Raw genomic sequence first — 26,264 nt, forward strand, 5'->3', positions numbered from 1 at the left:
ACTGTACCCGCCTGGTTAGCGCAAGAAACGGTGAATCAACTGAGGGCTTTTTCAGCAAACTGGCGGGCATTTCTGCCCACCGGAAGGTTCAGGCAAGCAGCACGCGGTCGATTGTGGTGCAGCCCAGCGCTTTCAGCGTCGCGGCTGTGGCGTCCCACTGAATCAGCGGCGCATCGGCTTTTTCTGCCAGAATGGCGCGCTGAATGTCCGGATAGTCGTAGCCGTTCAGGCTCAGCAGGTTAAGTGCGCCCTGCAGCGGAGGCAGCGTAGGGTTAAACGCGGCGTTCTCCGCATAGCTGCCGGTAAAGATGCGGCCATCACGGCACTGTAGCGCCACGCCGCTTGGCGATTGACTGTATGGCGTATGGCTCTTGTTCGCCGCACGAATGGCCGCTTCGCTCAGGTCATCGCCGGACAGGGCGAAACCGTGATCCTGCTCGTCCATCAGCAGCGTTTTAATCTCGAGATCTTTCGGACCGAAGGCGTCCGGCAGGTAATCCCCCAGCGTATGCGGCGCGCGGCCCGGCAGGTTAATGCGCAACTGCAGCCCGCTGTTCAGCTCGTTCATAAACTGACGGCAGTGACCGCAAGGGGTGTAGTTAACGGTGATGGCGCTCAACGCTTTTTCTCCGCGCAGCCAGGCGTGGCTGATGGCGCTTTGCTCGGCGTGAACGGTCTGCTGCATGGTCGCACCGAGGAACTCCATGTTTCCGCCGAAGTACCAGGTTCCGCTTACGCCGCGTGCAATGGCGCCGACGTTGAAGTGGGAAAGGTCGGCACGCGCGCAGGCAGCAGCCAGGGGCAGCAGTGCGAAAGCCAGCGCGTCTTCATCCAGTCCCGTTGCCTTTTTCAGCGTCGTGACCTGCTCCGCCGTCAGCTGGGCGGGGAAATGCGCATCCGCCAGAACCGGAGCCAGGGCTGATTGCAAATTCTCTGCAAGCTGGGCGAAAGCAGCTTGAAAACGTGGGTGCATGGCGTTTGCCTCATAAAGGTTAATGGATCGGTAGTGTACGGAGCCGTTGGGGCTTTATATGTGATCCACTTCTCATTATGTATGCAACTTATGAAAACAAAATGAAAATTGCGCGACGCATCGCAAATTTTAGCCCATCACCGCCAGAATAATCGGGAAGACAAAGGGTGCAATCAGGGAGGTGATAATCCCGCAGATCACCAGCGCCAGCGAGCTAAACGCCCCTTCCTGATAGTCCACTTCGGCGCAGCGCGCGGTGCCCAGGGCGTGAGACGCAGTCCCCATCGCCAGACCACGTGCAGCTTTGGTGCGGATCTTCATCAGATTCAGCAGGGTATGGCCAAACACCGCGCCCAGGATCCCGACGAAAATCACGCACATCGCACTGATAGCCGGAATGCCACCGATGCTGCCGCCCACGGCCATCGCAATCGGTGTGGTGACGGACTTCGGCAGAATAGAGGCGGCAATCTGCGGAGAGGCGCCCATCAACAGGGCCACCGAGGTGCCGGTGATCATCGCCACCAGGCTACCGATAAAGCAGATGGTGATGATGGACTTCCAGCGGGCGCGGATCTGGTGCAGCTGTTCATATAAAGGAAATGCCAGCGCGACAACGGCAGGCTGCAGCAGATCGTTTAAAATTTTGCTCCCTGCGAAGTAGCGTTCGTAGGGAATGCCGGTGAGCAGCAGGAACGGAATAATGACCACCATCGCCACCAGCAGCGGGTTGAGCAAAGGCATTTTGAAGCGTACGGCAAGTTTTCGTGCAGCGAAGAACACCGCCAGGGTTAACGGCAGCGACCACCAGATATTGGCCATCATTTTTTTGTTTTCTCCCCGACCACTTTACGTTCGCCATGCACGATGTGCGAACTCCAGCTCACCACCAGGAATACCACCAGCGTACTGACTGCACAGGAGACGACAATCGGGCCGAACTGCGCTTTGAGCACGTCGTAATATTGCATGACACCTACGCCGATGGGCACGAAAAGCAGCGCCATGTAGCGGATAAGGACGAAGCAGCCAGGATTGACCCACTTCGCGGGCAGCACCTGTAACGCCAGCAGCACAAACAGGATCAGCATCCCGATAATGCTGCCGGGAATAACGATCGGCAGCAGCGAGGCGATGAAAATCCCGGCGTACAGGCAGGCGTAAATCAGGACGAATGCGCGCAGATACTGCCAGATTGTATTCAGTGATTTGCTCATGGTGAAAGTCCTTGATGAAACGCATTCATCATACAATTAAACCCAGAAATGTGCCACGGATCACATCATGAAATTTGAGCATACCAGACATTCCAGAATGGAACGTCTGGTATCACCGCACAGGGACAGGCTACAGTTTAGAGGAAAGGAATTACAGTGGCGAAGTGACGAGCCTGAGAAATGCCTCTGAGTCAGGCATTGCGTTGGGCAGTGAGTTTATCCAGAAAAGAAAACAGCACTTGATTCATTTCACGGTAATCATGCGAGCGTAATTTTTCAGCCGTTTCGACAAAACGGAATTCTCCCGCACGGCGGAGATCGTTCTGCGAATGTTCGATAAGCAGCTCAACCACCTCCGACGTTAGCTCCATATGGCACTGAAAACCGTAAACCCGTTCGCCGTATTGCACGATCTGACGAGGACAGCCCTCGCTGTAAGCGAGCACCTTTGCCTGCGGCGTCAACCCTGGCATGTCGTTATGCCAGTGACCGACGTCCAGCCCACCGCCAAAATTCTCAAAAAGGGGGTTCGTCTTGCCTGCATCTGTGAGCCTTACGGGAAATTTACCGATCTCTTTTTCCGGGCTGTGGCAAAACGCTGCGCCCAGCGCTTCACCGATAAGCTGCGAGCCCAGACAAACGCCAATCACCGTTTTACCCGCCTTTATTGCGCGGCCGATGAGTCGCATTTCCGCTTGCGCATCAAACCAGGGGCACTCCTTAAGCGTGGTGGCAGGTGATTGCGGGCCTCCCATAATGATAAGCATGTCTGTGCTCTCCAGTTCCTCAGGTAAAGGCTCATCCTGATAAACCCGGGTGTAGCTCAGACTACAGCCGCGGCTTTTCCCCCAGATTTCATAGGCGCCTGGCGCTTCGAAATGTTCATGAATGATAAAATGAATGTGCATTGCTTCTCTCTCCGGTTACGTGTACAAGCAGCATCATAAGAGGAAGGGAGGAATGTGAAATGCCAACCGTTATCGATAAAACGCCAAATCACGACGATGCCATCGGATGGTCGAGAGGGGCAATTAGCTATACGCGCGGCGAAGTGGATCCGCCCCACCAGCATTCACAAGGTCAACTTTTGTTTGCCATCAAAGGTGTCATGCTGGTCGAAACCGGCAGCAAACGCTGGGTAATACCGCCACAGCGTGCGCTGTGGATCCCTCCCTTTCAGGAACACACCTACAGCGTGTTATCCGCAACAGAACTCCGCGCGGTCTGGTTTAGCCCGGAATTAATAACGCAATGCAAACCGTTTAAGCGGAAAGAGGATATTCACGTGATTAAGGCGACTGCGTTGTTCAAAGAGTTGATTGCTGGACTGTTCAGTTCGGAATACCGACCGGCAAGTCAGCGAAGCATGGCTGTTTTGCTGCTCGACATTCTTAGTGAAACGCAGCAGATCTCGGCCGAATTGCCGATGCCTATTGATGAACGGTTACATCGTGTTGCCTGTGACATTATTGCCAACAATCTATGGGGTGTTTCTATGGAAAGGCTGGCGGAGCAGGCCGCCATGTCTGAACGCACATTTTCACGCGCGTTTATCAAAGATACAGGCTTTAGCTTCCGGACCTGGCGACAGCGCGCAAGGATTTGTGCCTCGCTGGACCTGCTCGCAAACGGATACCCCGTTAAGCAGGTGGCCTGGATGCTGGGATTTTCCGGCCCGGCGGCATTTGCGGAGGCGTTTCGTGCTGTAGTGGGAGCAACGCCAGCTGACTTTCTCCCTGAACAGAAGCGCTTCCCAGCGATATAGAGAGCAGCTACTATAGCGCGTCTTTTTTCACAGGTACTGCTATGCGTGTTTTACTGGCCCCTATGGAAGGCGTGCTCGACTCCCTCGTGCGCGAGCTTCTGACCGAGGTGAACGATTACGATCTCTGCGTGACGGAGTTTTTGCGCGTGGTCGATATGTTGTTGCCGGTAAAATCCTTCTACCGTCTGTGCCCCGAGCTGCACAACCAGAGCCGGACGACCTCCGGTACGCTGGTGCGTATTCAGCTGCTGGGACAGTACCCTGAATGGCTGGCGGAGAACGCCGCCCGTGCGGTTGAGCTGGGCTCTTACGGTGTCGATCTCAACTGCGGCTGTCCGTCGAAGATGGTGAACGGCAGCGGGGGCGGGGCGACGTTGCTGAAAGATCCTGAACTCATTTATCGCGGCGCGAAGGCGATGCGTGAGGCCGTGCCGTCGCATCTGCCGGTGACGGTCAAAGTGCGCCTGGGCTGGGACAGCGACGCGCGTCAGTTTGAAATTTCCGATGCGGTGCAGCAGGCCGGTGCCACCGAGCTTGTGGTGCACGGACGTACTAAAGAGGACGGCTACAAAGCGGACCGCATTAACTGGCAGGCAATCGGTGAGATCCGCAAACGCCTCAGCATTCCGGTTATCGCCAACGGCGAAATCTGGGACTACGAAAGCGCGCAGGCCTGCATAAAAGAGACGGGCTGCGATGCGGTGATGATGGGCCGCGGCGCGCTGAACGTGCCGAACCTCAGCCGGGTGGTGAAATATAATGAACCGCGTATGCCGTGGGCAGACGTGGTCACGCTGCTGCAAAAATACAGCCGTCTGGAAAAGCAGGGCGACACCGGTTTGTATCACGTTGCGCGTATTAAGCAGTGGCTCAGTTATTTGCGCAAGGAATATAGCGAAGCGTTAGGCTTATTTCAGGAGATCCGTACGCTACAGACCTCTGCGGATATTGCGCGCGTGATCCAGTCAAAATAATAAGCGTTAATTTGCTCACACTTTTTTAAAATATAAAACGATGCATGTTTTCAAGGTGGCGCGACGGTGTTAAGGTGCCACTGTTTTCAACGCAGGATTGTTACTGGTTAACAGGCAAAACCTAAGCGTTTCACAGCATTAACCGCTGTGGAGCGCTTAGGTTTTTTTTTGCCTGTCATTCACGCAGGAGAACCATTTGGCCTAACGCTTTTTGCTGGAACGAATAATTAAAACACGACGGGAAATAGAAAAATTTCCTGCGAACGGTTACGCACTAATACTCAGCTACAGGTTGCTATTATGACAAATAAAAATAATCTCTATGCCCTCGCTTTATTGATGATATCGCCTTTAACAATGGCGCAGGAGTGGAATGGAACGGTATTAGGGTTTGAAGCCCCGCCGGAGCCTGTTCTGGGCGAAATGCTCGGCATACGTAAAATCCTTAACGATAACGGTTTTACCTATAACCTCGGATACCTGAATGAAATTGGCTGGAACGGCGGTGGCGGATATAACCACGACTCCCACGTGGCCTATATTGACCAGTTCGCGCTGACCTTCAACCAGGATCTGGAGCGCTGGACGGGCATCCCGGATGCGCGTATCGAGGGGAACATCGTCAACCGCAACCACAACGACGACCTCACCACCAAACGCGTGCAGGATCCGCGCGTGAACTTCAACGATTTGACCCAGGAAAGCTGGGGCGGGCAATCCATTACCCGTCTGGGCTGGCTGACGTTTGCCCGCAGCTTTGATGACCGACGCCTTACCTGGCGTATCGGCATGATGAACAAGGTGCAGACCTTCGACCAGATCATCCCGTGCGACTTTCAGCTGCTCTCCCAGTGCGGCGGGAAATCGGCCAACTCGCTGACCTGGAACAACTGGAACGTTCACACCTGGGGCACCACGCTGGAGTATAAGCTCACGCCAGCCGTCACCTTAAAAGGCGGCGTGATGGAGCAAAACCCGGACGCCTCCAGCCGCAGCCACGCGTGGAGCTGGTCGACGAAGGGCAGCAAAGGGGTCTTGCTGCCGGTCGAAATCGAAGCGCGTCCGCTGATTAACGGTATGCCGGGCGCCTATAACCTCGGCGTGGTGTTTACCAACGCGCCGCAAACCGATCTCTACCGCGGAAAATCCGGCGGGGCTGGGGCGAGCGATCCGGACGGTTACGAGAAGCATAACCGCACGTGGTTCATGTACGCCGGGCTTAACCAGCAGATCACGCAGCACAAGGACGATCCGAATCGCGGGTTGAGCACCTCGGTCAGCATGAGCCTGGCGGATCAGCGCACCAACTATATGCATCAGGTGTATGCCGCCTCGCTGCGCTACCGCGGGCTGTTTGACGCCCGGCCGGAAGACTGGATTGGCTTCGGGCTAACCTGGATTGATATGAGCAGCCAGTACGCCCGCAACCAGCGCTACATGAACAGCCTGAACGGCGTGTCGGACTATAACGATCCGGCGTATCACCCGGTGCCGGGCCACTCCCTGAACGGTGAGTTTTACTATCGCTTCCGTCCGGTGTCGTGGCTGGAGCTGCAGCCGGGCATTCAGTACTGGCACCATCCGGGCGGCGTATCCCGGACGCAGGATGCCTGGGTAACGGAGCTGAAAACCGTTGTGACGTTCTAGCAATGTCGATCTGCGTCACGTTTTTTACCCGTGATGCATTGAGGCTACGAATGAAACTGATAGAGTGCCAGAACTGGATTGTTACTGCTTCGGCAGGCAAAACCTGATTTTCTGGCTTCTGCCGGAGGTCAGGTTTTTTTGTTTCTGGGGTTCCGATGAAAATCGCCAAGATACTCAATAATAACGTGGTGGTTGTTCAGGATGAGCGCGGGCGTGAACAGGTGGTGATGGGCCGCGGGCTGGCCTTTCAGAAGCGCGTCGGTGAAGCGCTGGATACCGCGCTGATTGAAAAGGTGTTTGCGTTACAGAGCGATGAGCTGGTGCAGCGTCTCGGTGAGCTGCTGAGCCAGATCCCGCTGGAGGTGATGACCACCTGCGACCGCATCATTGGGCTGGCGGCGCAGCGGCTGGGGAAATTGCAGGAAAGTTTGTATATCACCCTGACCGATCACTGCTACTTCGCGATTGAGCGCCAGAAGAAAGGGCTGGCGATCAAAAACGTGCTGCTGTGGGACATCAAGCGCCTCTATCCGAAGGAGTTTGAGTTGGGGCAGGAGGCGAGGGCCATTATCGCCAAACGCCTGAACGTCGAGCTGGCTGAGGACGAAGCGGGGTTTATCGCGCTGCATCTGGTCACCGCGCAGCTGAACAGCGAAATGCCGGAAGTGATGCACGTGACAAGGGTGATGCAGGAGATCCTGCAGCTGGTGAAGTATCAGCTGCAGCTGGAATACGACGAAGAGTCGCTCAGCTATCAGCGTTTTGTCACGCATCTGAAGTTTTTTGCCCAGCGGATGCTGACCCGCACCGTGGTGGACGATGACGATGTCTCGCTGCATACCGCGGTAAAGGACAACTACGGGAAAGCATGGAAATGCGCCGAGAAAATCGCGCAGCACCTGAACAAAAGCTATCAGCGCGAGCTGACGACCGAAGAAATTATGTTCCTCGCCATTCATATTGAACGGGTGAGAAAAGAGGGGCGTTAAGCCTCAAATCTGGATTGTTACTGCATAACGCAGGCAAAACCTGAGCGCGGCCTTCGAAAGGAGGACGTTCTCGGGTTTTTTTATTTTTATACTCAGTCAACAGGTGCCTGCGGGCATCGGATGTAAGGAAATCGAGATGGAATACCAGGCTTTAGCGACGGATATTCTCGGCCACGTTGGCGGAAAAGAGAACATTGTCAGCCTTGTCCACTGCGCGACCCGGCTTCGCTTTAAACTGAAAGATAACCAGAAAGCGGATGCCGAAGGGCTGAAGAAAAATCCGGGCGTGATTATGGTGGTCGAAAGCGGCGGCCAGTTCCAGGTGGTGATTGGCAACCACGTGCATGACGTCTGGCAGGCGGTGCGCAAAGAGGCCGGGCTCACTGACGATGCGCCAGCCGTGGAAGAGAAGGGCGACAAGGGCAACCTGCTGGGCCGTCTGATCGACATCGTCTCCGGAATTTTCACGCCGTTTATCGGCATTCTGGCAGCCTCCGGTATTCTGAAAGGGCTGCTGGCGCTGGCGGTTGTCTGCGGCTGGCTCACACCTGAAAGCGGCACCTATAAAATCTGGTTCGCGGCCAGCGACGCGCTGTTCTTCTTCTTCCCGCTGGTACTGGGCTATACCGCGGGCAAGAAATTCGGCGGTAACCCCTTTATTACCATGGTGATCGGTGGGGCACTCACCCACCCGATGATGATTGCGGCGTTTAACGCCAGCCAGCAGCCGGGGGCGGTTTCCGAGGCGTTTCTCGGCATACCGGTGACCTGGTTCAACTACAGCTCGTCGGTGATCCCCATCATTCTTGCCGCGTGGGTGAGCTGCTGGCTGGAAAAACAGAGCACCAGGCTGCTGCCATCCTCAATGAAAAACTTCTTCGCGCCGCTGATCTGCTTAGGCGTGACCGTGCCGCTGACCTTCCTGGTGATTGGCCCGCTGGCAACCTGGCTCAGCCAGCTGCTGGCCAACGGCTACCAGTGGATTTACGTCCTGGCACCGTGGCTGGCGGGCGCGGCGATGGGCGCGCTGTGGCAGGTCTGCGTCATCTTCGGCCTGCACTGGGGGCTGGTGCCGCTGATGATCAACAACCTGGCGGTGCTGGGGCATGATTCTATGCTGCCGATGCTGCTGCCTGCGGTGTTCGGCCAGGTCGGCGCGGCGCTGGGGATTTTCCTGCGCACTCGCGATGCGCGTCAGAAAATGCTGGCCGGGTCGTCCGTAACGGCAGGGATTTTCGGCATCACCGAACCGGCAGTCTATGGCGTTAACCTGCCGCTGCGCAGACCCTTTATTTTCGGCTGCGTGGCGGGGGCAATCGGCGGCGCGATTGTCGGCTTCAGCGACACCCACGTGTACTCCTTCGGCTTTGCCAACGTCTTTACCATCGCCCAGATGATCCCGCCGGGTGGGGTAGATGCCACGTTGTGGGGCGGCATCATCGGCACCGTGGTGGCGCTGGTGCTGAGCTGCGTCCTGACGCTGGTGGCGGGCATGCCAGCACGCTCAGCGCCCGAGGCGGTTGCGCCAGCGGGTGAAAACGATGTGCTGGCTCCGATGACTGGTACCGTGCTGGCGCTCGATCAGGTGCCCGATACCACCTTTGCCAGCGGCCTGCTGGGCAGCGGTGCTGCCATCATTCCCTCCGACAACAGGGTGGTTGCCCCGTTTGCGGGCGTTGTTGCCTCTCTTTTCCAGACCAAACACGCCATTGGCCTGCTCAGCGACAGCGGCATTGAAGTGTTAATCCACGTCGGGATCGACACCGTGAAGCTCGATGGTAAACCGTTTACCGCCCACGTGAAGGTGGGCGACAGGGTGCAGCCGGGCGACCTGCTGCTGGAGTTTGATCGTCAGGCGATTATCGATGCCGGATACGACCTGGCGACGCCGATCATTATCAGTAACAGCGACGAGTATCGCGAGGTGGCGACCGTGGCGGCAACGTCCGTTAACGCCGGTGCACCGCTGCTCAGCGTAAGCCATCAATAACAGGAGAACGTGATGAAAACTTTCCCGGATGATTTTTTATGGGGCGGCGCGGTTGCCGCGAATCAGGTAGAAGGTGCGTATCTGGAGGATGGCAAAGGGCTGTCCACCTCAGACGTCCAGCCGCAGGGGGTGTTTGGCCCGGTGGTGGAGCGCGTGGCGGGCGACAGCGGCATTAAGGATGTCGCCATCGACTTCTATCACCGCTACCCGGAAGATATCAAACTCTTTGCCGAAATGGGCTTTAGCTGCCTGCGCGTCTCCATTGCCTGGACGCGTATCTTCCCGAACGGCGATGAGCAGGCGCCAAACGAAGCGGGGCTGGCGTTTTACGACAGGCTGTTTGACGAGCTGGCCGCGCACGACATCACGCCGCTGGTCACGCTGTCGCACTATGAGATGCCGTGGGGGCTGGTGAAGCAGTACGGCGGCTGGGGCAGCCGTCAGACGATTACCTTCTTTGAGCGCTACGCCCGCACCGTGTTTGCGCGCTACGGGGAGAAGGTGAAGCTGTGGCTGACCTTCAACGAAATCAACATGTCTCTGCACGCGCCGATGACCGGCGTGGGCCTGCCGGAAACCAGCAGCAAAGGGGAGGTGTATCAGGCGATCCACCATCAGCTGGTGGCCAGCGCGCTGGCGGTGAAAGCCTGCCACGAGATCATCCCGGATGCAAAAATTGGCAACATGCTGCTGGGCGGCCTGATGTACCCGCTCACCTGCAAACCGGAAGACGTGCTGGAAGCGCTGCAGGAGAACCGCGCCTGGCAGTTCTTTGGCGACGTGCAGTGCCGCGGCGCGTACCCAGGCTATATGCTGCGCTTCTTCCGCGACAGCGGCATCCAGATTGATATCACCGACGCCGACCGTGATGCGCTGAAATCCACCGTCGATTTTATCTCGTTCAGCTATTACATGACTGGCTGCGTGACAACCGATGAAGAGTTGAACCAGCAGGCGCGGGGCAACATCCTGAGCATGGTGCCAAACCCGCATCTGGCAAGCTCCGAGTGGGGTTGGCAGATTGACCCGGTGGGCCTGCGCACGCTGCTGAACGTACTCTGGGATCGCTATCAGAAGCCGTTGTTTATTGTAGAAAACGGCCTTGGCGCGAAGGACAAACCGGACGCCGACGGCGTGGTGCAGGACGACTACCGCATCAGCTACCTTAACGACCACCTGGTGCAGGTGCGTGAGGCCATTGACGACGGCGTCGAGGTGATGGGTTACACCAGCTGGGGGCCGATCGATCTGGTGAGCGCGTCCAAAGCGGAACTGTCCAAGCGCTATGGCTTTATTTACGTAGACCGCGACGACAGCGGTAAAGGCACCCTGGCCCGCAGCCGCAAAAAAAGTTTTTACTGGTATAAAGAGGTGATTGCCACGAAGGGGGCATCGCTGAAAGCCTGAATGGAATAACGACGCCCGGCGCAGTGCCGGGCAAATAGGTCAGAAAATCATTTTGAATACGCCGGTAACCACTAACAGCCCTATCAAAAATATAATTAAAATAACCCACAGTAATATTTTCATTCCCTTCTCCTGCCCGTGTATGACACTGAATAAGTGTAGCAGTCAATTCATAATTGGCATGAATATGTTGAATTTATTCATTGTGATTGGGAATAAATTGCCGAATATGAAAATGTATGACAATTTGCGGATTGCCACGCGTTACTAAAAAACAGAATGGCATCAAGCGTAATTTGCGCCTTTAATTTTTTGAGTTATGGCGTCATGAAACCTTCTCTTATTTTATCTCTGAGTGCCCCTCTTGTCTTAATGCTGGCTGCCTGCGCGCCGGAACATGCCAGCGTATCGCCAATTAAAGCGCAAGCCACTGCGGCGTCGGTGAATACACAGCTAAGTCGAACCAGCTGGCCGAAAAACGAATGGTGGAAAGACTATAACGATCCGCAGCTTAATTCGCTGATCGCGAAGGCGCTAAATGATGCGCCGGATATGCAAATCGCCCGACAGCGTATTACGCTCGCAGAAGCGCAGGCGAAAGCCACCATGGCGGCAGATGGCCCACAGATTGATTTTTCAGCCGATGCGGAACGGCAAAAAATGTCTGCGGAAGGGTTGATGGGACCTTTCGCCATTACCGATCCGGCCGCGGGTACGACCGGGCCGTGGTACACCAACGGAACATTTGGCCTGACAGCGGGCTGGGATCTCGATTTGTGGGGCAAAAACCGCGCGCAGGTTGAAGCCCGCATCGGCAAGGTCAACGCCCAGAAAGCCGAGATGGAGCAGACGCGTCAGCTGTTGGCCAGCAGCGTCGCGCGGCTTTACTGGGAGTGGCAGACCCAGGCCGCGGTGGGGGAGGTTCTCGCAGAGATTAAACACGAGCAGGAAAATATCATCGGTGCCGACCGCGAGCTGTATCAGCACGGGATCACCTCCTCGGTAGAAGGTGTCGAAACCGATATCAATGCCAGCAAAACCGAAGAGCAGCTTGCCGGGGTAAAAGGCAAAATGAAAGCCGTTGAGGCACGTCTGCAGGCCCTGACCAATACCTCCTCGATGAAACTGACTCGCCATGCTTTACCGACAGCGGAAGCGGCATTGCCCGCCACGCTGGGATACGAACTGCTGGCTCGCCGCCCTGATCTGCAGGAGGCGCACTGGTACATTGAAGCTTCCCTGAGCGAAGTGGATGCCGCCAAAGCCGCCTTCTATCCCGACGTGAACCTGATGGCATTCCTGCAGCAGGATGCCCTGCATCTGAGCGATCTGTTCCGTTCCTCCGCCCAGCAAATGGGCGTCACCGCGGGGCTGACGCTGCCGATCTTCGACAGCGGCAGGCTGAATGCGAATCTGGATATCGCCCAGGCGCAGAACAACCTGTCGGTGGCGAACTACAACAAAGCGGTGGTCGATGCCGTTAACCAGGTGGCGCGCACGGCCAGTGAAGTTGAAACCCTGACCGCCAAAAACCAGCAACAGCAGCAGGTCGAGAAAGATGCTGCGCGCGTGGTGGCACTGGCACAGGCGCGCTTTAGCGCCGGGATTATTGCCGGTTCCCGCGTCAGCGAGGCCAAAATTCCGGCACTCAAGGAACATATCGCTACGCTAACCCTGAAAGGGCAGTACGTGGATGCCACGCTACAGCTGACGTCCGCGCTGGGCGGTGGCTATCATCACGGCTAAAAAGGTGATTATCTATACTTACCTCTTTGCACATTTTCAGGAGGTGAATATGACCCGAGTAGCAATTGTGACGGCATCGGATTCCGGTATCGGTAAAACCACCGCGCTGATGCTGGCAGAGCGCGGCTTTGATGTCGGTGTCACATGGCATTCCGATGAAAGCGGCGCGCGGGAAACCTGTCGCGAGGTTGAGGCGAGGGGGCAACGTGCAGAGGCTATCCAGCTTGATCTGAGCACGTTGCCGAACGGTGCAAAGGCCATTGATACGCTGATTGCGCGTTTCGGTCGGCTTGACGTACTGGTCAACAATGCCGGGGCGATGGCCAAAGCGCCATTCCTTGATATGCCGTTTGACGACTGGCGGAACATTTTCACCGTCGACGTGGACGGCGCGTTTCTCTGTTCGCAGATTGCCGCGCGGCAGATGGTGAAGCAGGGGGAAGGGGGGCGAATAGTGAACATCACCTCGGTGCATGAGCACACGCCGCTGCCTGACGCCAGCGCCTATACTGCGGCAAAACATGCGCTCGGTGGCTTAACCAAATCCATGGCGCTGGAGCTGGTTAAGCACAAGATTCTGGTGAACGCTGTTGCGCCCGGTGCGATTGCCACGCCGATGAACGACATGGATGATAGCGAAGTGAAAGAAGGCTCAATGCCGGAAATCCCGTTGGCAAGGCCGGGGCATACCAAAGAGATCGCCAGCCTGGTGGCGTGGCTGTGCGACAGCGACGCCAGCTACACGACGGGGCAATCCTTTATCGTTGACGGCGGATTTATGCTGGCGAATCCGCAGTTTAAGCCGGAGGGGTAAGTGTCCCCTCACCCTAACCCTCTCCCAAGGGGCTGAGGAATCCCCAGTAATTTTTTAACCGGAAGCGATGAAAGTTGTTTCAGGATAATTAATGACTTACAGCGACGCCCTGGTCCGGCTGTAAATCGCTGAGGCGTTTCCTGCAGGCCGGGGCGAGGCGCAGGGATGCGCCGAGAGGGCGGGCTTTACAGGGATGTTACCTCCGCCCGTCCCCGATAAGCCGGAAGGAATAAGCCGAAGGTACCGCGCAGCGGCGATTTACCGCCGGGAGCCCGGGTCGCCAGGGTGGTGGCGATTGAGCCACCCTGGCACGTTCACAGGTTATGACGTTACAAAGTAGCAAGGAACGTAAAGTGAACGGAATGACCACCAGAGCTGTATGTTCCCCCTCACCCCAGCCCTCTCCCTCAAGGGAGAGGGAGTCGTCTTTGCCGGCATTATTTTGTGGGGATCCCTCAACCCAAGGGGAGAGGGAACTAAAAACCTCCTCTGCCTGTGAGAGAGGGCAACAGACCGCACTAAGCTAATCCTCATCCCGCCTCTTCTCCCTGTGCCGCATCCACAGCCTGACCCCAATCACCGCCACAACCACCAGAATCAGCCACGCCCAGTGTTTAATATGCTGATCGAGATTATGCAGCCACGGTCCGATCACCTCTCCGCCCACGTAGCCGAGCGTGGTGAAGATCAGCGCCCAGGCAATCGCGCCTACAATATTGAGCGGCAGAAATATTTTGGGCGGTAGACGGCTGGCACCGATCAGAATCGGCCCGATAATGCGAAAGCCGTACATAAAGCGGGTGCCAATGACGAACAGATAGGGATGACGCTGAATGAGGCGCTGAGCGCGGCGGATTTTCTTTTGATGCTTTGCGAAACGCTTAAGCAGCGTCGGCCCGAAGCGCAGACCCAAAAAGTAGAGCAGCTGATCGCCAATCATCCCGCCCAGCGCGACCGCGGCGACGACCAGCGGGAATTTCAGCAATCCCTGATGCGCCGCAACGCCGCCTAACAGCGTGATGGTTTCGCCTTCTGCCACGCTACCGATGACCAGCGCGGCATATCCATATTGTTCAATGAGTCCGTTGATATCCATTACGTCTGAGTTATCTCCCTGTTCGAGCCTGCTTTAATCATATACCCCCAGAATCAACCGTGCGGCAATCAACGGAATTTTCCCGCTGTACATAAAATAATCTAAAGCCTGCATTATACTTAGAGTATCGCTGACGGGTCGACAACAAGGGGGCGCTATGAACCATGTCTGGGGACTCTTCTCCCATCCCGATCGTGAAATGCACGTGATCAGAAGCGAGAACGAAACGGTCGCGCATCATTACACGCACCATGTGCTGCTGATGGCAGCGGTGCCGGTAATCTGTGCGTTTATAGGCACAACACAAATCGGCTGGAACTTTGGTGATGGCACCGTGGTTCAGCTCTCCTGGTTTACCGGGCTGTATCTTGCCGTCATCTTTTACGGCCTGATGCTGGCGGGTGTGGCGGTGATGGGGCGCGTTATTCACTGGATGGCGCGAAACTACCCGCAGCGTCCGTCGCTGGCCCACTGTATGGTCTTTGCCGGATATGTCGCGACCCCGCTGTTCTTAAGCGGTATTGTTGCGCTCTATCCACTGGTCTGGCTGTGCGCGCTGATCGGTACTGTTGCCCTTTTTTACACCGGTTATCTGCTGTATGTAGGGGTGCCAACCTTCCTGAATATCAATAAAGAAGAGGGCCTGAGCTTCTCCAGCTCCACGCTTGCCATCGGGGTTCTGGTCCTGGAGGCGTTACTGGCTCTGACGGTTATTCTGTGGGGTTATGGATACCGTCTCTTTTAAGCTCACTGCATTGCTGGCGTAAATGCCAGCAATGCAGCATCTGTTCACGATTCTCCGCTGGCGACAACGCACGGTGACCGCTATGATGCCGATGCCAGCCTGCGTTTATCCGTTGACGCAGGCGGTGTACGTCATTACGTGCGTGAATAATTATCAGAAGTCTCACCATGCTGAAATTCCGAGTTTCATTACTGAGCCTGGCGCTGCTGCTGGGTGCGTCCGCTGCCGTGCCAGCCATCGCCAAAACGCCTGCGGTGACCTCCGCGGCGGCACAACCGCAAATTGCCTCCGGCAGCGCGATGATCGTCGATCTCAACACTAACAAAGTGATCTATGCCAGCCACCCGGATCTGGTGCGTCCGATCGCCTCCATTACCAAATTAATGACCGCGATGGTGGTGCTTGATGCACGACTGCCGCTGGATGAAAAACTGAAGGTCGATATCAGCCACACGCCGGAAATGAAAGGCGTCTACTCCCGCGTGCGTCTGAACAGTGAAATCAGCCGTAAGGACATGCTGCTGCTGGCGCTGATGTCCTCCGAAAACCGCGCGGCAGCCAGCCTGGCGCACCACTATCCGGGCGGCTATGATGCGTTTATTCGTGCGATGAATGCCAAAGCCAAATCGCTGGGGATGACCAATACCCGCTATGTGGAGCCGACCGGACTATCGATTCATAACGTCTCAACGGCGCGTGACCTGACGAAGATGCTGATTGCCAGCAAGCAGTACCCGCTGCTTGGCCAGCTCAGCACCACGCGTGAGGACATGGCGACGTTCTCTAACCCGTCCTACACGCTGCCGTTCCGCAACACTAACCATCTGGTGTATCGCGAGAACTGGAATATCCAGTTAACCAAAACCGGGTTTACCAATGCGGCAGGCCACTGCCTGGTGATGCGCACCGTGTTTAACGGCAAGCCGGTTGCGCTGGTGGTGATGGATGCCTTTGGCAAATACACCCACTTCGCGGATGCCAGCCGCCTGCGGACGTGGATTGAGACCGGGAAAGTACAGCCGGTTCCGGCCGCGGCGCTGACGTATAAAAAGCAGAAAGCGGAACAGATGGCGACGGCGCAGAACGATTAGATAAAAGCAAAACGGCAACCTGGTTGCCGTTTTTAGTGTTTGCACCCTCTCCCTGTGGGAGAGGGCCGGGGTGAGGGCACCAGACCGCACTGGGCCTACTCCGGCAGCGTCCAGTCACCGTCGTTGAGCGGGCGCTGCATTATCAACGTATCCCGCCAGTCGCCTTTCTTATACCCAACGCTTCGCAATTGACCCACCACATCAAAACCGTGCTTTTTATGTAAGCGCAGCGAGCCCGAGTTGTTATTCCCGTCACCCACAACGGCAATCATCTGCCGCCACGGGCCCTGCTCGCAGCGTGCGATCAGCGCGCTCAGCATCGTCGAGCCAAATCCACGGCCCGTGGTGCTGGCATCCACATAGATTGATTCTTCCAGCGTATAGCGATAAGCCTGTCGCGGACGATACGGAGTGGCATAGCAATAGCCGACGACGATACCGCGGTACAGCGCGACCAGCCACGGCAAACCGCTGTCGATGACGTTTTTCATACGCTTACGCATTTCGTCTACGGTGGGGGGAACTTCTTCGAAGGATGCGCGACCATGGAGTACATGCCATGCATAGATGGCCGAGATGGCATGCGCATCATCTGGCAGGGCATCACGCACCTCCAGTTCGGTTTCGGATAAAATATCTACAGCCGACATGATGTGCCCGCTCCTTATCGTAGAATGCCGGAGAAACGTCTCTCCGGCGACAGATCGCTACTCTAGTACGATTAAGGAGCGCTTAACAATCTCTCAAATATGGCTGTATGAATTAATCAGATGCTTGCGTTATGGGCTGCTCCGCATCTGCCTCTTCTTTCCAGTATTTCTTCCGCGTTGTCTTACCAATGCCGGGATTCATACTATTTGTAGGGTCATTCTCGCGATAAAACTGCTTAAGTGCGTCAGGCGCTTTATAAAGATGCCCGACGTTGTGTTCTGCAGGATATTGCGCGCCACGTTCATGTAACAGGGCGAGCATCTGCTCTTTAAGCGCGTGCGCGTCGACGCCTTTTTTAACGATGTAGTCCTGATGGAAGACGTAGCACATAAAGTGGCCGTAATAGAGCTTGTGCACCAGCTTACTGTCGATCTCCGGCGGCAGGTGCTCAAACCATTCGGTATCGTTGCGTCGCAGGGCGATATCCAGCGCCAGAATATCTTCCACCTCTTCGGAATGCACCGCCTGATAACGGATGGCTGCGCCTGCGGCGGCGAAACGATGCAGGAAGGCTTTGCTGCCTTCTTCCGGCGTGCAGGCAAAGAAATCACCCTCAGCCGTCTTGAAGAACTCGGTCAGCCAGTTTTGTGCTTCAGCAATCCCGTCTCCGGCCATCTTCAGCAGCAGGTGGTGCTCATACTTATCGCGCCAGGTTTTCATTCGCTCCGGTAAATGCGCCGGAAAAACGTTGCCCAGCTTCTGCATAAAGCGGTCGGTGAAGTGCGGTTTGAACAGCGTCACTTTATCGAGCATCGCGTCGGTGCGGCCCTTCATGGTGAAGAAGAACGGCATTTTGTCGGTGCCGAGCTTGTCGATCATCAGGAAGGTGTCTTTCCCGTAGCGCTCGGCGATGTCGTATATATCCCGGTGCATATATTCGCCCGCGACCGGCAGGTGGGTAAATTCGCCCAGAATATGACGACGGATTTCGGTCAACACCTCGGGCTGATTGGTGCCGATGTAAAACACCTGCTGCTTTTTCTCTGCCGGGAAGGTATCAAGACGTACGGCAAAAACGGCGAGCTTGCCCGCGCAGCCGGAGGATTCAAACAGACGGTCCGGGTCAGCGTTATAGCGTGCCGGGGTGTCGGCGTCGATATCCCGCACGCGGGTGACGTAATCATGATCGTGCGCGTGGCGGCCATCGTGCTGAACGTCTTCGTCCTTCACGCGGTCATCGTCAAGCTTGCTCAGGATCTGCTCCGGCGTCACGCCGAGATCGATACCCAGATGGTTCACCAGCGTCAGCTTGCCGTTTTCGTCGATGCGGGCATAGAGCGACATCTCGGTATACGCCGGGCCGCGCTGCACCAGCGAGCCGCCGGAGTTATTGCAGATCCCGCCGATCACCGACGCGCCAATACAGGAGGAGCCGATCACCGAGTGTGGCTCGCGTCCCAGCGGCTTAAGCGCTTTTTCCAGCGTGTAGAGCGTGGTGCCGGGGAAGGCCAGCACCTGTTCGCCTTTGTCCAGCAGGTGAAGTTTGTCGAGGCGCAGGGTGCTGATAATCACGATGTCACGATCGTAATCATTGCCGTTCGGCGTGGAGCCTTCGGTCAGGCCGGTATTGGCGGCCTGCATTAAAATAATCTTGTCGGCGGCGACGCAGGCGCTCAGCACGCGCCACAGCTCAAGCAGCGTGCCGGGGAAGACCACCGCCAGCGCGTCGCCCTGGCCGGAACGGAAACCCTTGCGGTAGCGGGCGGTTTTAGCCGGGTCAGTAAGCAGGTGAGAGTGACCAACCAGGCGCGACAGTTCGTTAATAAAAGTATTGTTATCGTCAGTTCGAACAGAAGACATCTTCCACTCCTTGTGGTGGGGCAAATTTCTCGCTGTAAAGCATAGCGCGATTAACTGTTAAGCGGTCGAGTATTCACGAGAAAAATCAGAGAATAACCCTGCAAGGTTCAAAGGGTTTGTGGCACACTGCGCTTTTCGCACGGTATGGCCGAGATCGTCCGGCGGTTATTGATGAGAGAGTATAACGACATGAAATGGCTATGTTCTGTAGGTGTCGCCGTCAGCCTGGCGCTGCAACCTGCGCTCGCAGAGGATTTGTTTGGTAATCACCCGCTCACGCCTGAAGCCCGCGACGCGTTTGTCACGGAATTGCTCAAAAAGATGACGGTTGATGAGAAAATCGGTCAGCTGCGTCTTATCAGCGTCGGCCCGGATAACCCGAAAGAGGCCATCCGTGAGATGATCAAAGAGAGCCAGGTGGGGGCGATTTTTAACACCGTCACCCGTCAGGATATCCGTAAAATGCAGGATCAGGTGATGGAACTCAGCCGCCTGAAGATCCCTCTCTTCTTTGCCTACGACGTGCTGCACGGCCAGCGTACCGTCTTCCCGATTAGCCTCGGGTTAGCCTCCTCCTTTAACCTCGACGCGGTGAAAACGGTCGGGCGCGTGTCGGCGTATGAAGCAGCGGACGACGGCCTGAACATGACCTGGGCGCCGATGGTCGATGTCTCCCGCGATCCGCGCTGGGGCCGCGCGTCGGAAGGCTTTGGTGAAGATACGTATTTAACGGCCACAATGGGTAAAACCATGGTGGAAGCGATGCAGGGCAAAAGCCCGGCCGACCGCTACTCGGTGATGACCAGCGTGAAGCACTTCGCCGCGTATGGCGCGGTTGAAGGCGGTAAAGAGTACAACACCGTCGACATGAGCCCGCAGCGCCTGTTCAACGACTACATGCCGCCGTACAAGGCCGGTCTGGATGCGGGCAGCGGCGCGGTGATGGTGGCGCTGAACTCGCTGAACGGCACGCCAGCGACGTCCGATTCCTGGCTGCTGAAAGACGTGCTGCGCGACCAGTGGGGCTTTAAGGGCATTACCGTCTCTGACCACGGCGCGATTAAAGAGCTAATTAAACACGGCACGGCGTCCGATCCGGAAGATGCGGTGCGCGTGGCGCTCAAGTCCGGCATCAACATGAGCATGAGCGACGAGTACTACAGCAAATACCTGCCGGGGCTGGTGAAGAGCGGCAAGGTGACGATGGCGGAGCTGGACGATGCCACGCGCCACGTGCTGAACGTGAAATATGACATGGGGCTGTTTAACGATCCTTACAGCCATCTTGGACCGAAGGACTCTGACCCGGCTGACACCAATGCCGAAAGCCGTCTGCACCGCAAAGAGGCGCGTGAAGTGGCGCGCGAAAGCCTGGTGCTGCTGAAAAACCGCCTCGACACGCTGCCGCTGAAAAAATCCGGCACCATCGCCGTGGTGGGCCCGCTGGCCGACAGCAAGCGCGACGTGATGGGCAGCTGGTCTGCGGCTGGCGTGGCGGATCAGTCCGTCACCGTGCTGACCGGCATTAAAAATGCCGTCGGTGAAAACGCGAAAGTGGTGTACGCCAAAGGCGCAAACGTCACCGACGATAAAGACATCGTCACCTTCCTCAATCAGTACGAGGAAGCGGTGAAGGTCGATCCGCGCACGCCGAAAGAGATGATCGACGAAGCGGTTAACACCGCCAAACAGTCTGACGTCGTTGTCGCGGTCGTGGGGGAAGCGCAGGGGATGGCGCACGAGGCCTCCAGCCGTACCGATATCACCATTCCGCAAAGCCAGCGCGATCTGATCGCTGCCCTGAAGGCCACCGGCAAACCGCTGGTGCTGGTGCTGATGAACGGCCGTCCGCTGGCGCTGGTGAAAGAAGACCAGCAGGCTGATGCGATTCTGGAAACCTGGTTCGCCGGTACTGAAGGCGGTAACGCTATTGCTGACGTGCTGTTTGGCGATTACAACCCGTCGGGCAAGCTGCCGATGTCCTTCCCGCGCTCTGTCGGGCAGATCCCGGTGTACTACAGCCACCTGAACACCGGTCGTCCGTATAACGCCGACAAGCCGAACAAGTACACCTCGCGCTACTTCGACGAAGCCAACGGCCCGCTGTATCCGTTTGGTTACGGTCTGAGCTACACCACCTTTAAGGTCTCTGACGTGAAAATGTCAGCGCCTACTATGAAGCGTGACGGCAAGGTCACCGCCAGCGTGGACGTGACCAATACCGGCAAGCGCGAAGGCGCGACGGTGATCCAGATGTACGTTCAGGATGTTACCGCGTCCATGAGCCGTCCGGTGAAGCAGCTGCGCGGTTTCGACAAGGTGTCACTCAAGCCTGGCGAAACCAAAACCGTAAGCTTCCCGATTGACGTCGATGCGCTGAAGTTCTGGAACCAGCAGATGAAATACGTTGTGGAACCCGGCAAGTTTAACGTATTCATCGGCGTGGATTCTGCCCGGGTGAATAAAGGCGAGTTCGAACTGCAGTAATCTTCCCTTCCTTCGCATCCCCCACCTCACGGGGGATGCGTCTTACCTTATGCTAAAAAGGCATTTTGACGGTTAAACACGCCGTTTTAAGCTACGCTTTTCTCTCAAGCCTCTGAAAAAGGCGATAAAAAAATGAGGACAGCGGAATGACGATTAAAAAGGGGATGTTAGGCTCTGCGGTGTTACTGGCCGCGCTTAGCCTGCCGCTTCAGGCGGCTGAGCCTGTCAAAGTGGGATCAAAGATTGATACCGAAGGGGCGCTGCTCGGCAATATTATTTTGCAGGTGCTTGAGAGCCACGGGGTCAAAACGGTCAACAAAGTTCAGCTCGGTACAACGCCCGTCGTGCGCGGTGCGATTACCTCCGGCGAGCTGGATATCTACCCGGAATACACCGGCAACGGCGCATTCTTCTTCAAAGATGAGAACGATGCGGCGTGGAAAAACGCCAAAGCGGGCTATGAGAAGGTCAAAAAGCTGGACGCGGAGCAGAACAAGCTGGTCTGGCTGACGCCTGCGCCTGCGAACAACACCTGGACCATTGCGGTGCGCAAGGACGTGGCGGAGAAGGGCAAGCTGACCTCGCTCGCGGATCTCAGCCGCTACCTGAAAGAGAAGGGCGATTTCAAACTCGCTGCGTCGGCTGAATTTATCGAACGTCCTGACGCGCTGCCTGCGTTCGAAAAAGCCTACGACTTCAAGCTTGACCAGTCCCAGCTGCTCTCTCTGGCAGGCGGTGATACGGCAGTGACCATCAAAGCCGCGGCGCAGCGAACCTCCGGCGTGAATGCCGCAATGGCCTACGGCACCGACGGCCCGGTTGCGGCCCTTGGACTGCAAACCCTGACCGACCCGAAAGGCGTCCAGCCGATTTACGCCCCGACCCCGGTAGTGCGCGAAGCGGTGCTGAAAGCCTACCCGGATATTGCAGAATGGCTCAAACCGGTCTTTGAAAAACTGGATGAAAAAACGCTGCAGCAGCTGAACGCCAGCATTGCCGTTGAGGGACTGGATGCCAAAAAAGTGGCGGCCGACTTCCTGAAACAACAAGGGCTTGTGAAGTAACAGGATAAAGCTGTGCCAATACAATGTCATAACCGCGTGCTGCTGCTGCTGGCCTGTGTGGCCATCGCGGCGGTCGCGTTACCTTTTGTGAACGTTGCGCCTAACCGGCTGATGTCGGGTGAAGGGCGCGCACTCTGGCAGATTTGGTCGTTTTCGCCCGCGCTGCTGTCGGTGGCGCTGGGCGCGGCCGTCGTCCTGTCGCTCTGGTCAGGACGTGCCGCGCACTGGCTGACGCTGCTCCTCTGTGAAGCCCTTTTTTTGGGGCTGTTCTGGAGCGCAGGGCAGTCGGCGACGCTCATGATGTCTGCGGAAAGCCCGCTGGCGCGAACGTCCATCGGCAGCGGTTTGTGGCTGTGGATGGCGCTCTGCCTGCTGGCCTGTAGCGATGCCATTCGCCGCCTGACGCCAGTACCCGTCTGGCGTTGGCTGCTGAACGCGCAAATCTGGCTCATCCCTCTGGTCCTCCTGTTTAGCGGTGAGCTGAATAATCTCTCGTTGTTAAAAGAGTACGCCAATCGCCAGGAGGTGTTTGATGACGCGCTCTCGCAACATCTGACGATCCTCTTTGGCACGCTTTTCCCGGCGCTGCTTCTGGGCGTCCCGCTGGGCATCTGGTGCTATCGCCATCCGGCGCGACAGGGGAGCGTGTTTACCGTTCTCAACGTCATTCAGACGGTTCCCTCCGTGGCCCTGTTTGGATTGCTCATTGCTCCGCTGGCCGGTCTGGCGAGGTCATTTCCCGCGTTGGGGGACATCGGCATTGCCGGTACCGGACTCACGCCCGCGCTGATCGCGCTGGTGCTCTATGCGCTGCTGCCGCTGGTGCGCGGTGTGGTGGCGGGCTTAAGCCAGGTTGCGCCGGACGTGCTGGAAAGCGCTCATGCGATGGGGATGAGCGCGCGGCAGTGTTTCTGGAAAATACAGTTACCCCTTGCACTTCCGCTGTTAATTCGCAGCTTGCGGGTGGTGACGGTGCAAACCGTGGGGATGGCGGTGATTGCAGCGCTCATTGGCGCGGGCGGTTTTGGTGCGCTGGTATTCCAGGGGCTGCTCAGCAGCGCGCTGGACCTGGTCTTATTGGGCGTGGTGCCCACTATCGCGCTGGCGGTTGTTTTGGATGCGTTATTTGCCCTGTGGCTCGCGCTGCTCGGGAGAAGAGCCAATGATTGAATTTCATGATGTCAGTAAAACCTTTGCCGGTCGTCCGGCGGCAAGCCACCTGAATCTGCATTTTGCCGAGGGGGCATTTTCGGTATTGATCGGCACATCGGGGTCGGGAAAATCCACCACCCTGAAGATGATCAACCGGCTGGTTGAGCACGACAGCGGGATGATTCGCTTTGCCGGGGAAGAGATCCGCAGCCTGCCGGTGCTGGAGTTGCGCCGTCGTATGGGCTATGCCATTCAGTCTATCGGGCTGTTCCCCCACTGGACCGTGGCGCAGAACATCGCCACCGTGCTGCAGCTGGAAAAATGGACGCGGGCGAAAACCCATGCGCGGGTAGATGAGCTGATGGCCCTGCTGGGATTAGAGCCGACACTGCGTGACCGCTACCCGCATCAGCTTTCCGGCGGACAGCAGCAGCGTGTTGGGGTCGCGCGCGCGCTGGCGGCCAATCCGCAGGTGTTGCTGATGGATGAACCTTTTGGCGCGCTGGATCCGGTCACACGCGGTGCGCTGCAGGCGGAGATGACCCGCATCCACCGCATTCTGGGGCGCACCATTATCCTTGTGACGCACGACATTGATGAGGCGCTGCGCCTGGCTGACCATCTGGTGCTGATGGACCACGGTGAGGTGGTACAGCAGGGCACGCCGCTTGCGCTGTTGAGCCAGCCGAAGAACGACTTTGTGCGCGAATTTTTTGGCCGCAGCGAGCTGGGCGTCAGGCTGCTCTCTTTGCGCACCGTTGGCGATTATATGCGCCGACAGGATGCGCCGCTAAGCGGAGAACCGTTACAGGAGCAGATGAGCCTGAGGGATGCGCTGTCTGCTTTCGTCGCCAGACAATGTGAGATCCTGCCGGTGACCAACAGCCAGGGAACAACCTGTGGTGCATTGCACTTTCGCGATTTGCTGGCCGGGGAGGTGACGCGTGAAGGTCATGCGTGATCCGCTGCTCTGGCTGGCGCTGCTCTTCGTCGGCCTGCTCTTTCTGATGCCGCACAGTGCGGCGCTGTTCAGTTCGCTCTTTCCTGGCCTGCCGCGACCGGTCTATCAGCAGGAGAGTTTTATTAACCTTGCGCTGGCGCACGCCTGGCTGGTGACGATCTCAAGCGTCATTGCCATCGTCCTCGGTGTGGGGGCAGGGATCGCGGTGACAAGGCCATCGGGACGTGAGTTTCGTCCGCTGGTGGAGACGATTGCGGCGATCGGTCAGACGTTTCCGCCGGTGGCGGTACTGGCGATTGCGGTACCGGTTATTGGCTTTGGGCAGCAGCCAGCGATTATTGCGCTGATTTTATACGGGGTATTGCCGATACTTCAGGGAACCCTGGCCGGTATGGCGGCGGTGCCCGCATCGGTGCTGAGCGTAGCAGAAGGGATGGGCATGAGCGCCTGGCAGCGGTTGCGCAAGGTTGAACTCCCGCTCGCGGCACCGGTCATTATCGCCGGGATCCGCACGTCGGTGATTATCAACATCGGTACGGCGACAATCGCCTCGACGGTGGGGGCAAACACGCTGGGGACGCCAATTATTATCGGCTTAAGCGGATTTAATACGGCCTACATTATTCAGGGCGCGCTACTGGTTGCGCTGGCGGCGATTGTGGTCGATCGCCTTTTCGAGCGCCTGGCGCTGTATCTCAGCCGACACCGCCACGGACGATAAACGAGTAACCCGCCAGCATCACGCCGCCGATACCGCTTACGGCCATCAGGACAAAAAGGGTAATTACCGCCAGTTTAGTTGCCTTCATCATGTGCTCCTGTTGTTAACGGAACAATTATACGGTGAAGCGCAGCTGTTAATGAACCATTAAATGCCGTTATGGCTCATCCGGGCCCAGGGAATAAACCGGATAACCATTCTCGCGCCATTCCGTCAGCAGCTGTTGCTGCGAGGCGGAGGGCACTTCGCCACACCAGACCAGCAGGGTCTGACCGTCAAAAAACTCGGGCCGTAGCTGGGCCAGCGAGTGCGCGAGCACATCCACGCGCCAGCCTTTTTGGGTGGCAATCCAGGCTTCCAGCCACAGACGCGTGGTGTCGTGCACGTTCCAGCCAACCACCAGCGCATCTTTTCCGGCCTTGTTCTTCGCCGAGGCAAGGCAGACGGCAATATAGTTGATCAGCACGCCGTCGAGCATGCTGAGCAGCGCCTGCAGGGTAGACTGTTGGCACTGAAGGCGTCGACGGAGCGGAATGAAAAGATGGGTGATCAGCGTTTGTGCGGGATAATCACGCCCTTGATCTTTTATCCACGCGCGCAGGCGCTGCAGGTTACCTGCCTGCAGGAGCCGCAGCAGTGCTTCCTGTTGCTCGCGCCAGAGATGCTGGGTGTCCGGATCGTCATGGCTAAGCAAGGATTTCACTTTGCCGACCTGCACACCGTTGTCGATCCAGCTTTTTATCTCGCGGATCCGGTCGATATCGGCCTCGTTGAACAGACGATGCCCACCGTCCGTTCTCTGCGGTTTAAGTAATCCATACCGTCGCTGCCACGCCCGTAGGGTAACGGGATTGATATCACAAAGGAGTGCCACTTCACCTATTGTGTAAAGCGCCATATTCGCCCCCTGGCTT

Annotated in this window: 24 protein-coding genes and 1 pseudogene; 15 read left to right on the top strand and 10 right to left on the bottom strand. The window is 57.1% G+C overall.

Features of this window, described 5'->3' with window-relative positions; translation table 11 throughout:
* Nucleotides 1–88: 88 nt before the first annotated feature.
* The 4 genes from cdd to AC2T6E_RS08480 all read right to left on the bottom strand — a co-directional run bounded on the left by cdd (nt 89) and on the right by AC2T6E_RS08480 (nt 3,098).
* Nucleotides 89–973: a cytidine deaminase gene (gene cdd / locus AC2T6E_RS08465; RefSeq protein ID WP_217479024.1), complete on the bottom strand. Its 885-nt coding sequence runs from the start codon at nt 971–973 to the stop codon at nt 89–91.
* Between the two features lie 129 nt (nt 974–1,102).
* On the bottom strand, nt 1,103–1,798 hold the full coding sequence (locus AC2T6E_RS08470) for a CidB/LrgB family autolysis modulator (RefSeq protein ID WP_042715955.1): 696 nt from the start codon (nt 1,796–1,798) through the stop codon (nt 1,103–1,105).
* Nucleotides 1,795–2,190: a CidA/LrgA family protein gene (locus AC2T6E_RS08475; RefSeq protein WP_042715956.1), complete on the bottom strand. Its 396-nt coding sequence runs from the start codon at nt 2,188–2,190 to the stop codon at nt 1,795–1,797. The genes AC2T6E_RS08470 and AC2T6E_RS08475 overlap by 4 nt, the downstream gene beginning before the upstream one ends.
* Before the next feature lie 191 nt (nt 2,191–2,381).
* Entirely contained in the window at nt 2,382–3,098 is a 717-nt protein-coding gene (locus AC2T6E_RS08480) for a type 1 glutamine amidotransferase (RefSeq protein WP_411777400.1), read from the bottom strand.
* 59 nt (nt 3,099–3,157) lie between these two features.
* On the opposite strand from AC2T6E_RS08480, the gene AC2T6E_RS08485 reads away from it, so the two are divergent.
* The 6 genes and pseudogenes from AC2T6E_RS08485 (at nt 3,158) to AC2T6E_RS08510 (ending at nt 10,962) form a co-directional block, all read left to right on the top strand.
* A complete protein-coding gene (locus AC2T6E_RS08485) occupies nt 3,158–3,955 on the top strand; it encodes an AraC family transcriptional regulator (RefSeq protein WP_218307672.1) in 798 nt (265 codons plus the stop codon).
* 41 nt (nt 3,956–3,996) lie between these two features.
* The gene (gene dusC, locus AC2T6E_RS08490; protein ID WP_486691353.1) at nt 3,997–4,929 is read left to right on the top strand and encodes a tRNA dihydrouridine(16) synthase DusC; all 933 of its coding nucleotides are present in this window, start codon (nt 3,997–3,999) and stop codon (nt 4,927–4,929) included.
* Nucleotides 4,930–5,268: 339 nt separating this feature from the next.
* Entirely contained in the window at nt 5,269–6,576 is a 1,308-nt protein-coding gene (locus AC2T6E_RS08495; RefSeq protein ID WP_394372337.1) for a carbohydrate porin, read from the top strand.
* A gap of 155 nt (nt 6,577–6,731) precedes the next feature.
* Nucleotides 6,732–7,565: a transcriptional antiterminator BglG gene (gene bglG / locus AC2T6E_RS08500; RefSeq protein WP_486691355.1), complete on the top strand. Its 834-nt coding sequence runs from the start codon at nt 6,732–6,734 to the stop codon at nt 7,563–7,565.
* Between the two features lie 24 nt (nt 7,566–7,589).
* Nucleotides 7,590–9,555: pseudogene (gene bglF / locus AC2T6E_RS08505) on the top strand (PTS beta-glucoside transporter subunit IIABC).
* Between the two features lie 12 nt (nt 9,556–9,567).
* Nucleotides 9,568–10,962 carry a glycoside hydrolase family 1 protein gene (locus AC2T6E_RS08510; protein ID WP_486691357.1) on the top strand — a complete coding sequence of 465 codons (1,395 nt, stop codon included), beginning with the start codon at nt 9,568–9,570 and terminating at the stop codon, nt 10,960–10,962.
* A 39-nt stretch (nt 10,963–11,001) separates the two neighbouring features.
* Here the strand turns inward: AC2T6E_RS08510 and yohP are convergent, their stop codons facing one another.
* The gene (yohP, locus tag AC2T6E_RS08515) at nt 11,002–11,085 is read right to left on the bottom strand and encodes a small membrane protein YohP (protein ID WP_015572324.1); all 84 of its coding nucleotides are present in this window, start codon (nt 11,083–11,085) and stop codon (nt 11,002–11,004) included.
* 204 nt (nt 11,086–11,289) lie between these two features.
* On the opposite strand from yohP, the gene mdtQ reads away from it, so the two are divergent.
* Nucleotides 11,290–12,708 carry a multidrug resistance outer membrane protein MdtQ gene (mdtQ, locus tag AC2T6E_RS08520; RefSeq protein ID WP_486691359.1) on the top strand — a complete coding sequence of 473 codons (1,419 nt, stop codon included), beginning with the start codon at nt 11,290–11,292 and terminating at the stop codon, nt 12,706–12,708.
* 49 nt (nt 12,709–12,757) lie between these two features.
* The gene (locus tag AC2T6E_RS08525; RefSeq protein ID WP_182400962.1) at nt 12,758–13,522 is read left to right on the top strand and encodes an SDR family oxidoreductase; all 765 of its coding nucleotides are present in this window, start codon (nt 12,758–12,760) and stop codon (nt 13,520–13,522) included.
* A 523-nt stretch (nt 13,523–14,045) separates the two neighbouring features.
* Here the strand turns inward: AC2T6E_RS08525 and AC2T6E_RS08530 are convergent.
* Entirely contained in the window at nt 14,046–14,618 is a 573-nt protein-coding gene (locus AC2T6E_RS08530) for a DedA family protein (protein WP_148400408.1), read from the bottom strand.
* Nucleotides 14,619–14,775: 157 nt separating this feature from the next.
* Here AC2T6E_RS08530 and AC2T6E_RS08535 point away from each other — a divergent pair, with 157 nt between their 5' ends.
* Complete coding sequence (locus AC2T6E_RS08535) at nt 14,776–15,363, top strand: Yip1 family protein (RefSeq protein ID WP_010433589.1); 588 nt, start codon at nt 14,776–14,778, stop codon at nt 15,361–15,363.
* A gap of 167 nt (nt 15,364–15,530) precedes the next feature.
* Nucleotides 15,531–16,454 carry a D-alanyl-D-alanine endopeptidase gene (gene pbpG / locus AC2T6E_RS08540; protein ID WP_108416584.1) on the top strand — a complete coding sequence of 308 codons (924 nt, stop codon included), beginning with the start codon at nt 15,531–15,533 and terminating at the stop codon, nt 16,452–16,454.
* A 95-nt stretch (nt 16,455–16,549) separates the two neighbouring features.
* On the opposite strand, the gene AC2T6E_RS08545 is transcribed toward pbpG, so the two are convergent.
* Both AC2T6E_RS08545 and dld read right to left on the bottom strand, forming a co-directional pair.
* On the bottom strand, nt 16,550–17,104 hold the full coding sequence (locus tag AC2T6E_RS08545) for a GNAT family N-acetyltransferase (protein WP_089597972.1): 555 nt from the start codon (nt 17,102–17,104) through the stop codon (nt 16,550–16,552).
* A gap of 112 nt (nt 17,105–17,216) precedes the next feature.
* Entirely contained in the window at nt 17,217–18,965 is a 1,749-nt protein-coding gene (dld, locus tag AC2T6E_RS08550; RefSeq protein WP_212473520.1) for a D-lactate dehydrogenase, read from the bottom strand.
* A gap of 189 nt (nt 18,966–19,154) precedes the next feature.
* Here dld and bglX point away from each other — a divergent pair, with 189 nt between their 5' ends.
* The 5 genes from bglX (at nt 19,155) to AC2T6E_RS08575 (ending at nt 25,350) form a co-directional block, all read left to right on the top strand.
* Nucleotides 19,155–21,452, top strand: a complete 2,298-nt coding sequence (gene bglX, locus AC2T6E_RS08555; RefSeq protein ID WP_108416765.1) for a beta-glucosidase BglX — start codon at nt 19,155–19,157, stop codon at nt 21,450–21,452.
* Between the two features lie 146 nt (nt 21,453–21,598).
* Nucleotides 21,599–22,516 (top strand): glycine betaine ABC transporter substrate-binding protein OsmF, encoded by a 918-nt coding sequence (osmF, locus tag AC2T6E_RS08560; RefSeq protein ID WP_316467362.1) that lies wholly within the window; start codon nt 21,599–21,601, stop codon nt 22,514–22,516.
* Nucleotides 22,517–22,528: 12 nt separating this feature from the next.
* Nucleotides 22,529–23,686 (top strand): ABC transporter permease, encoded by a 1,158-nt coding sequence (locus AC2T6E_RS08565; protein WP_330752784.1) that lies wholly within the window; start codon nt 22,529–22,531, stop codon nt 23,684–23,686.
* Nucleotides 23,679–24,629, top strand: coding sequence for an ABC transporter ATP-binding protein (locus AC2T6E_RS08570; RefSeq protein ID WP_089597976.1), 951 nt, complete (start codon nt 23,679–23,681; stop codon nt 24,627–24,629). Before AC2T6E_RS08565 ends, AC2T6E_RS08570 begins: the two co-directional genes overlap by 8 nt.
* On the top strand, nt 24,613–25,350 hold the full coding sequence (locus AC2T6E_RS08575; protein ID WP_120157833.1) for an ABC transporter permease: 738 nt from the start codon (nt 24,613–24,615) through the stop codon (nt 25,348–25,350). Before AC2T6E_RS08570 ends, AC2T6E_RS08575 begins: the two co-directional genes overlap by 17 nt.
* On the opposite strand, the gene AC2T6E_RS08580 is transcribed toward AC2T6E_RS08575, so the two are convergent.
* Nucleotides 25,325–25,438 (bottom strand): protein YohO, encoded by a 114-nt coding sequence (locus tag AC2T6E_RS08580; RefSeq protein ID WP_010433613.1) that lies wholly within the window; start codon nt 25,436–25,438, stop codon nt 25,325–25,327. The genes AC2T6E_RS08575 and AC2T6E_RS08580 overlap by 26 nt on opposite strands.
* Nucleotides 25,439–25,507: 69 nt before the next feature.
* Nucleotides 25,508–26,248: an HTH-type transcriptional regulator MlrA gene (mlrA, locus tag AC2T6E_RS08585; RefSeq protein WP_010433616.1), complete on the bottom strand. Its 741-nt coding sequence runs from the start codon at nt 26,246–26,248 to the stop codon at nt 25,508–25,510.
* Nucleotides 26,249–26,264: the final 16 nt, after the last annotated feature.

The sequence above is a fragment of the Enterobacter sp. B79-1 genome (assembly GCF_057444735.1).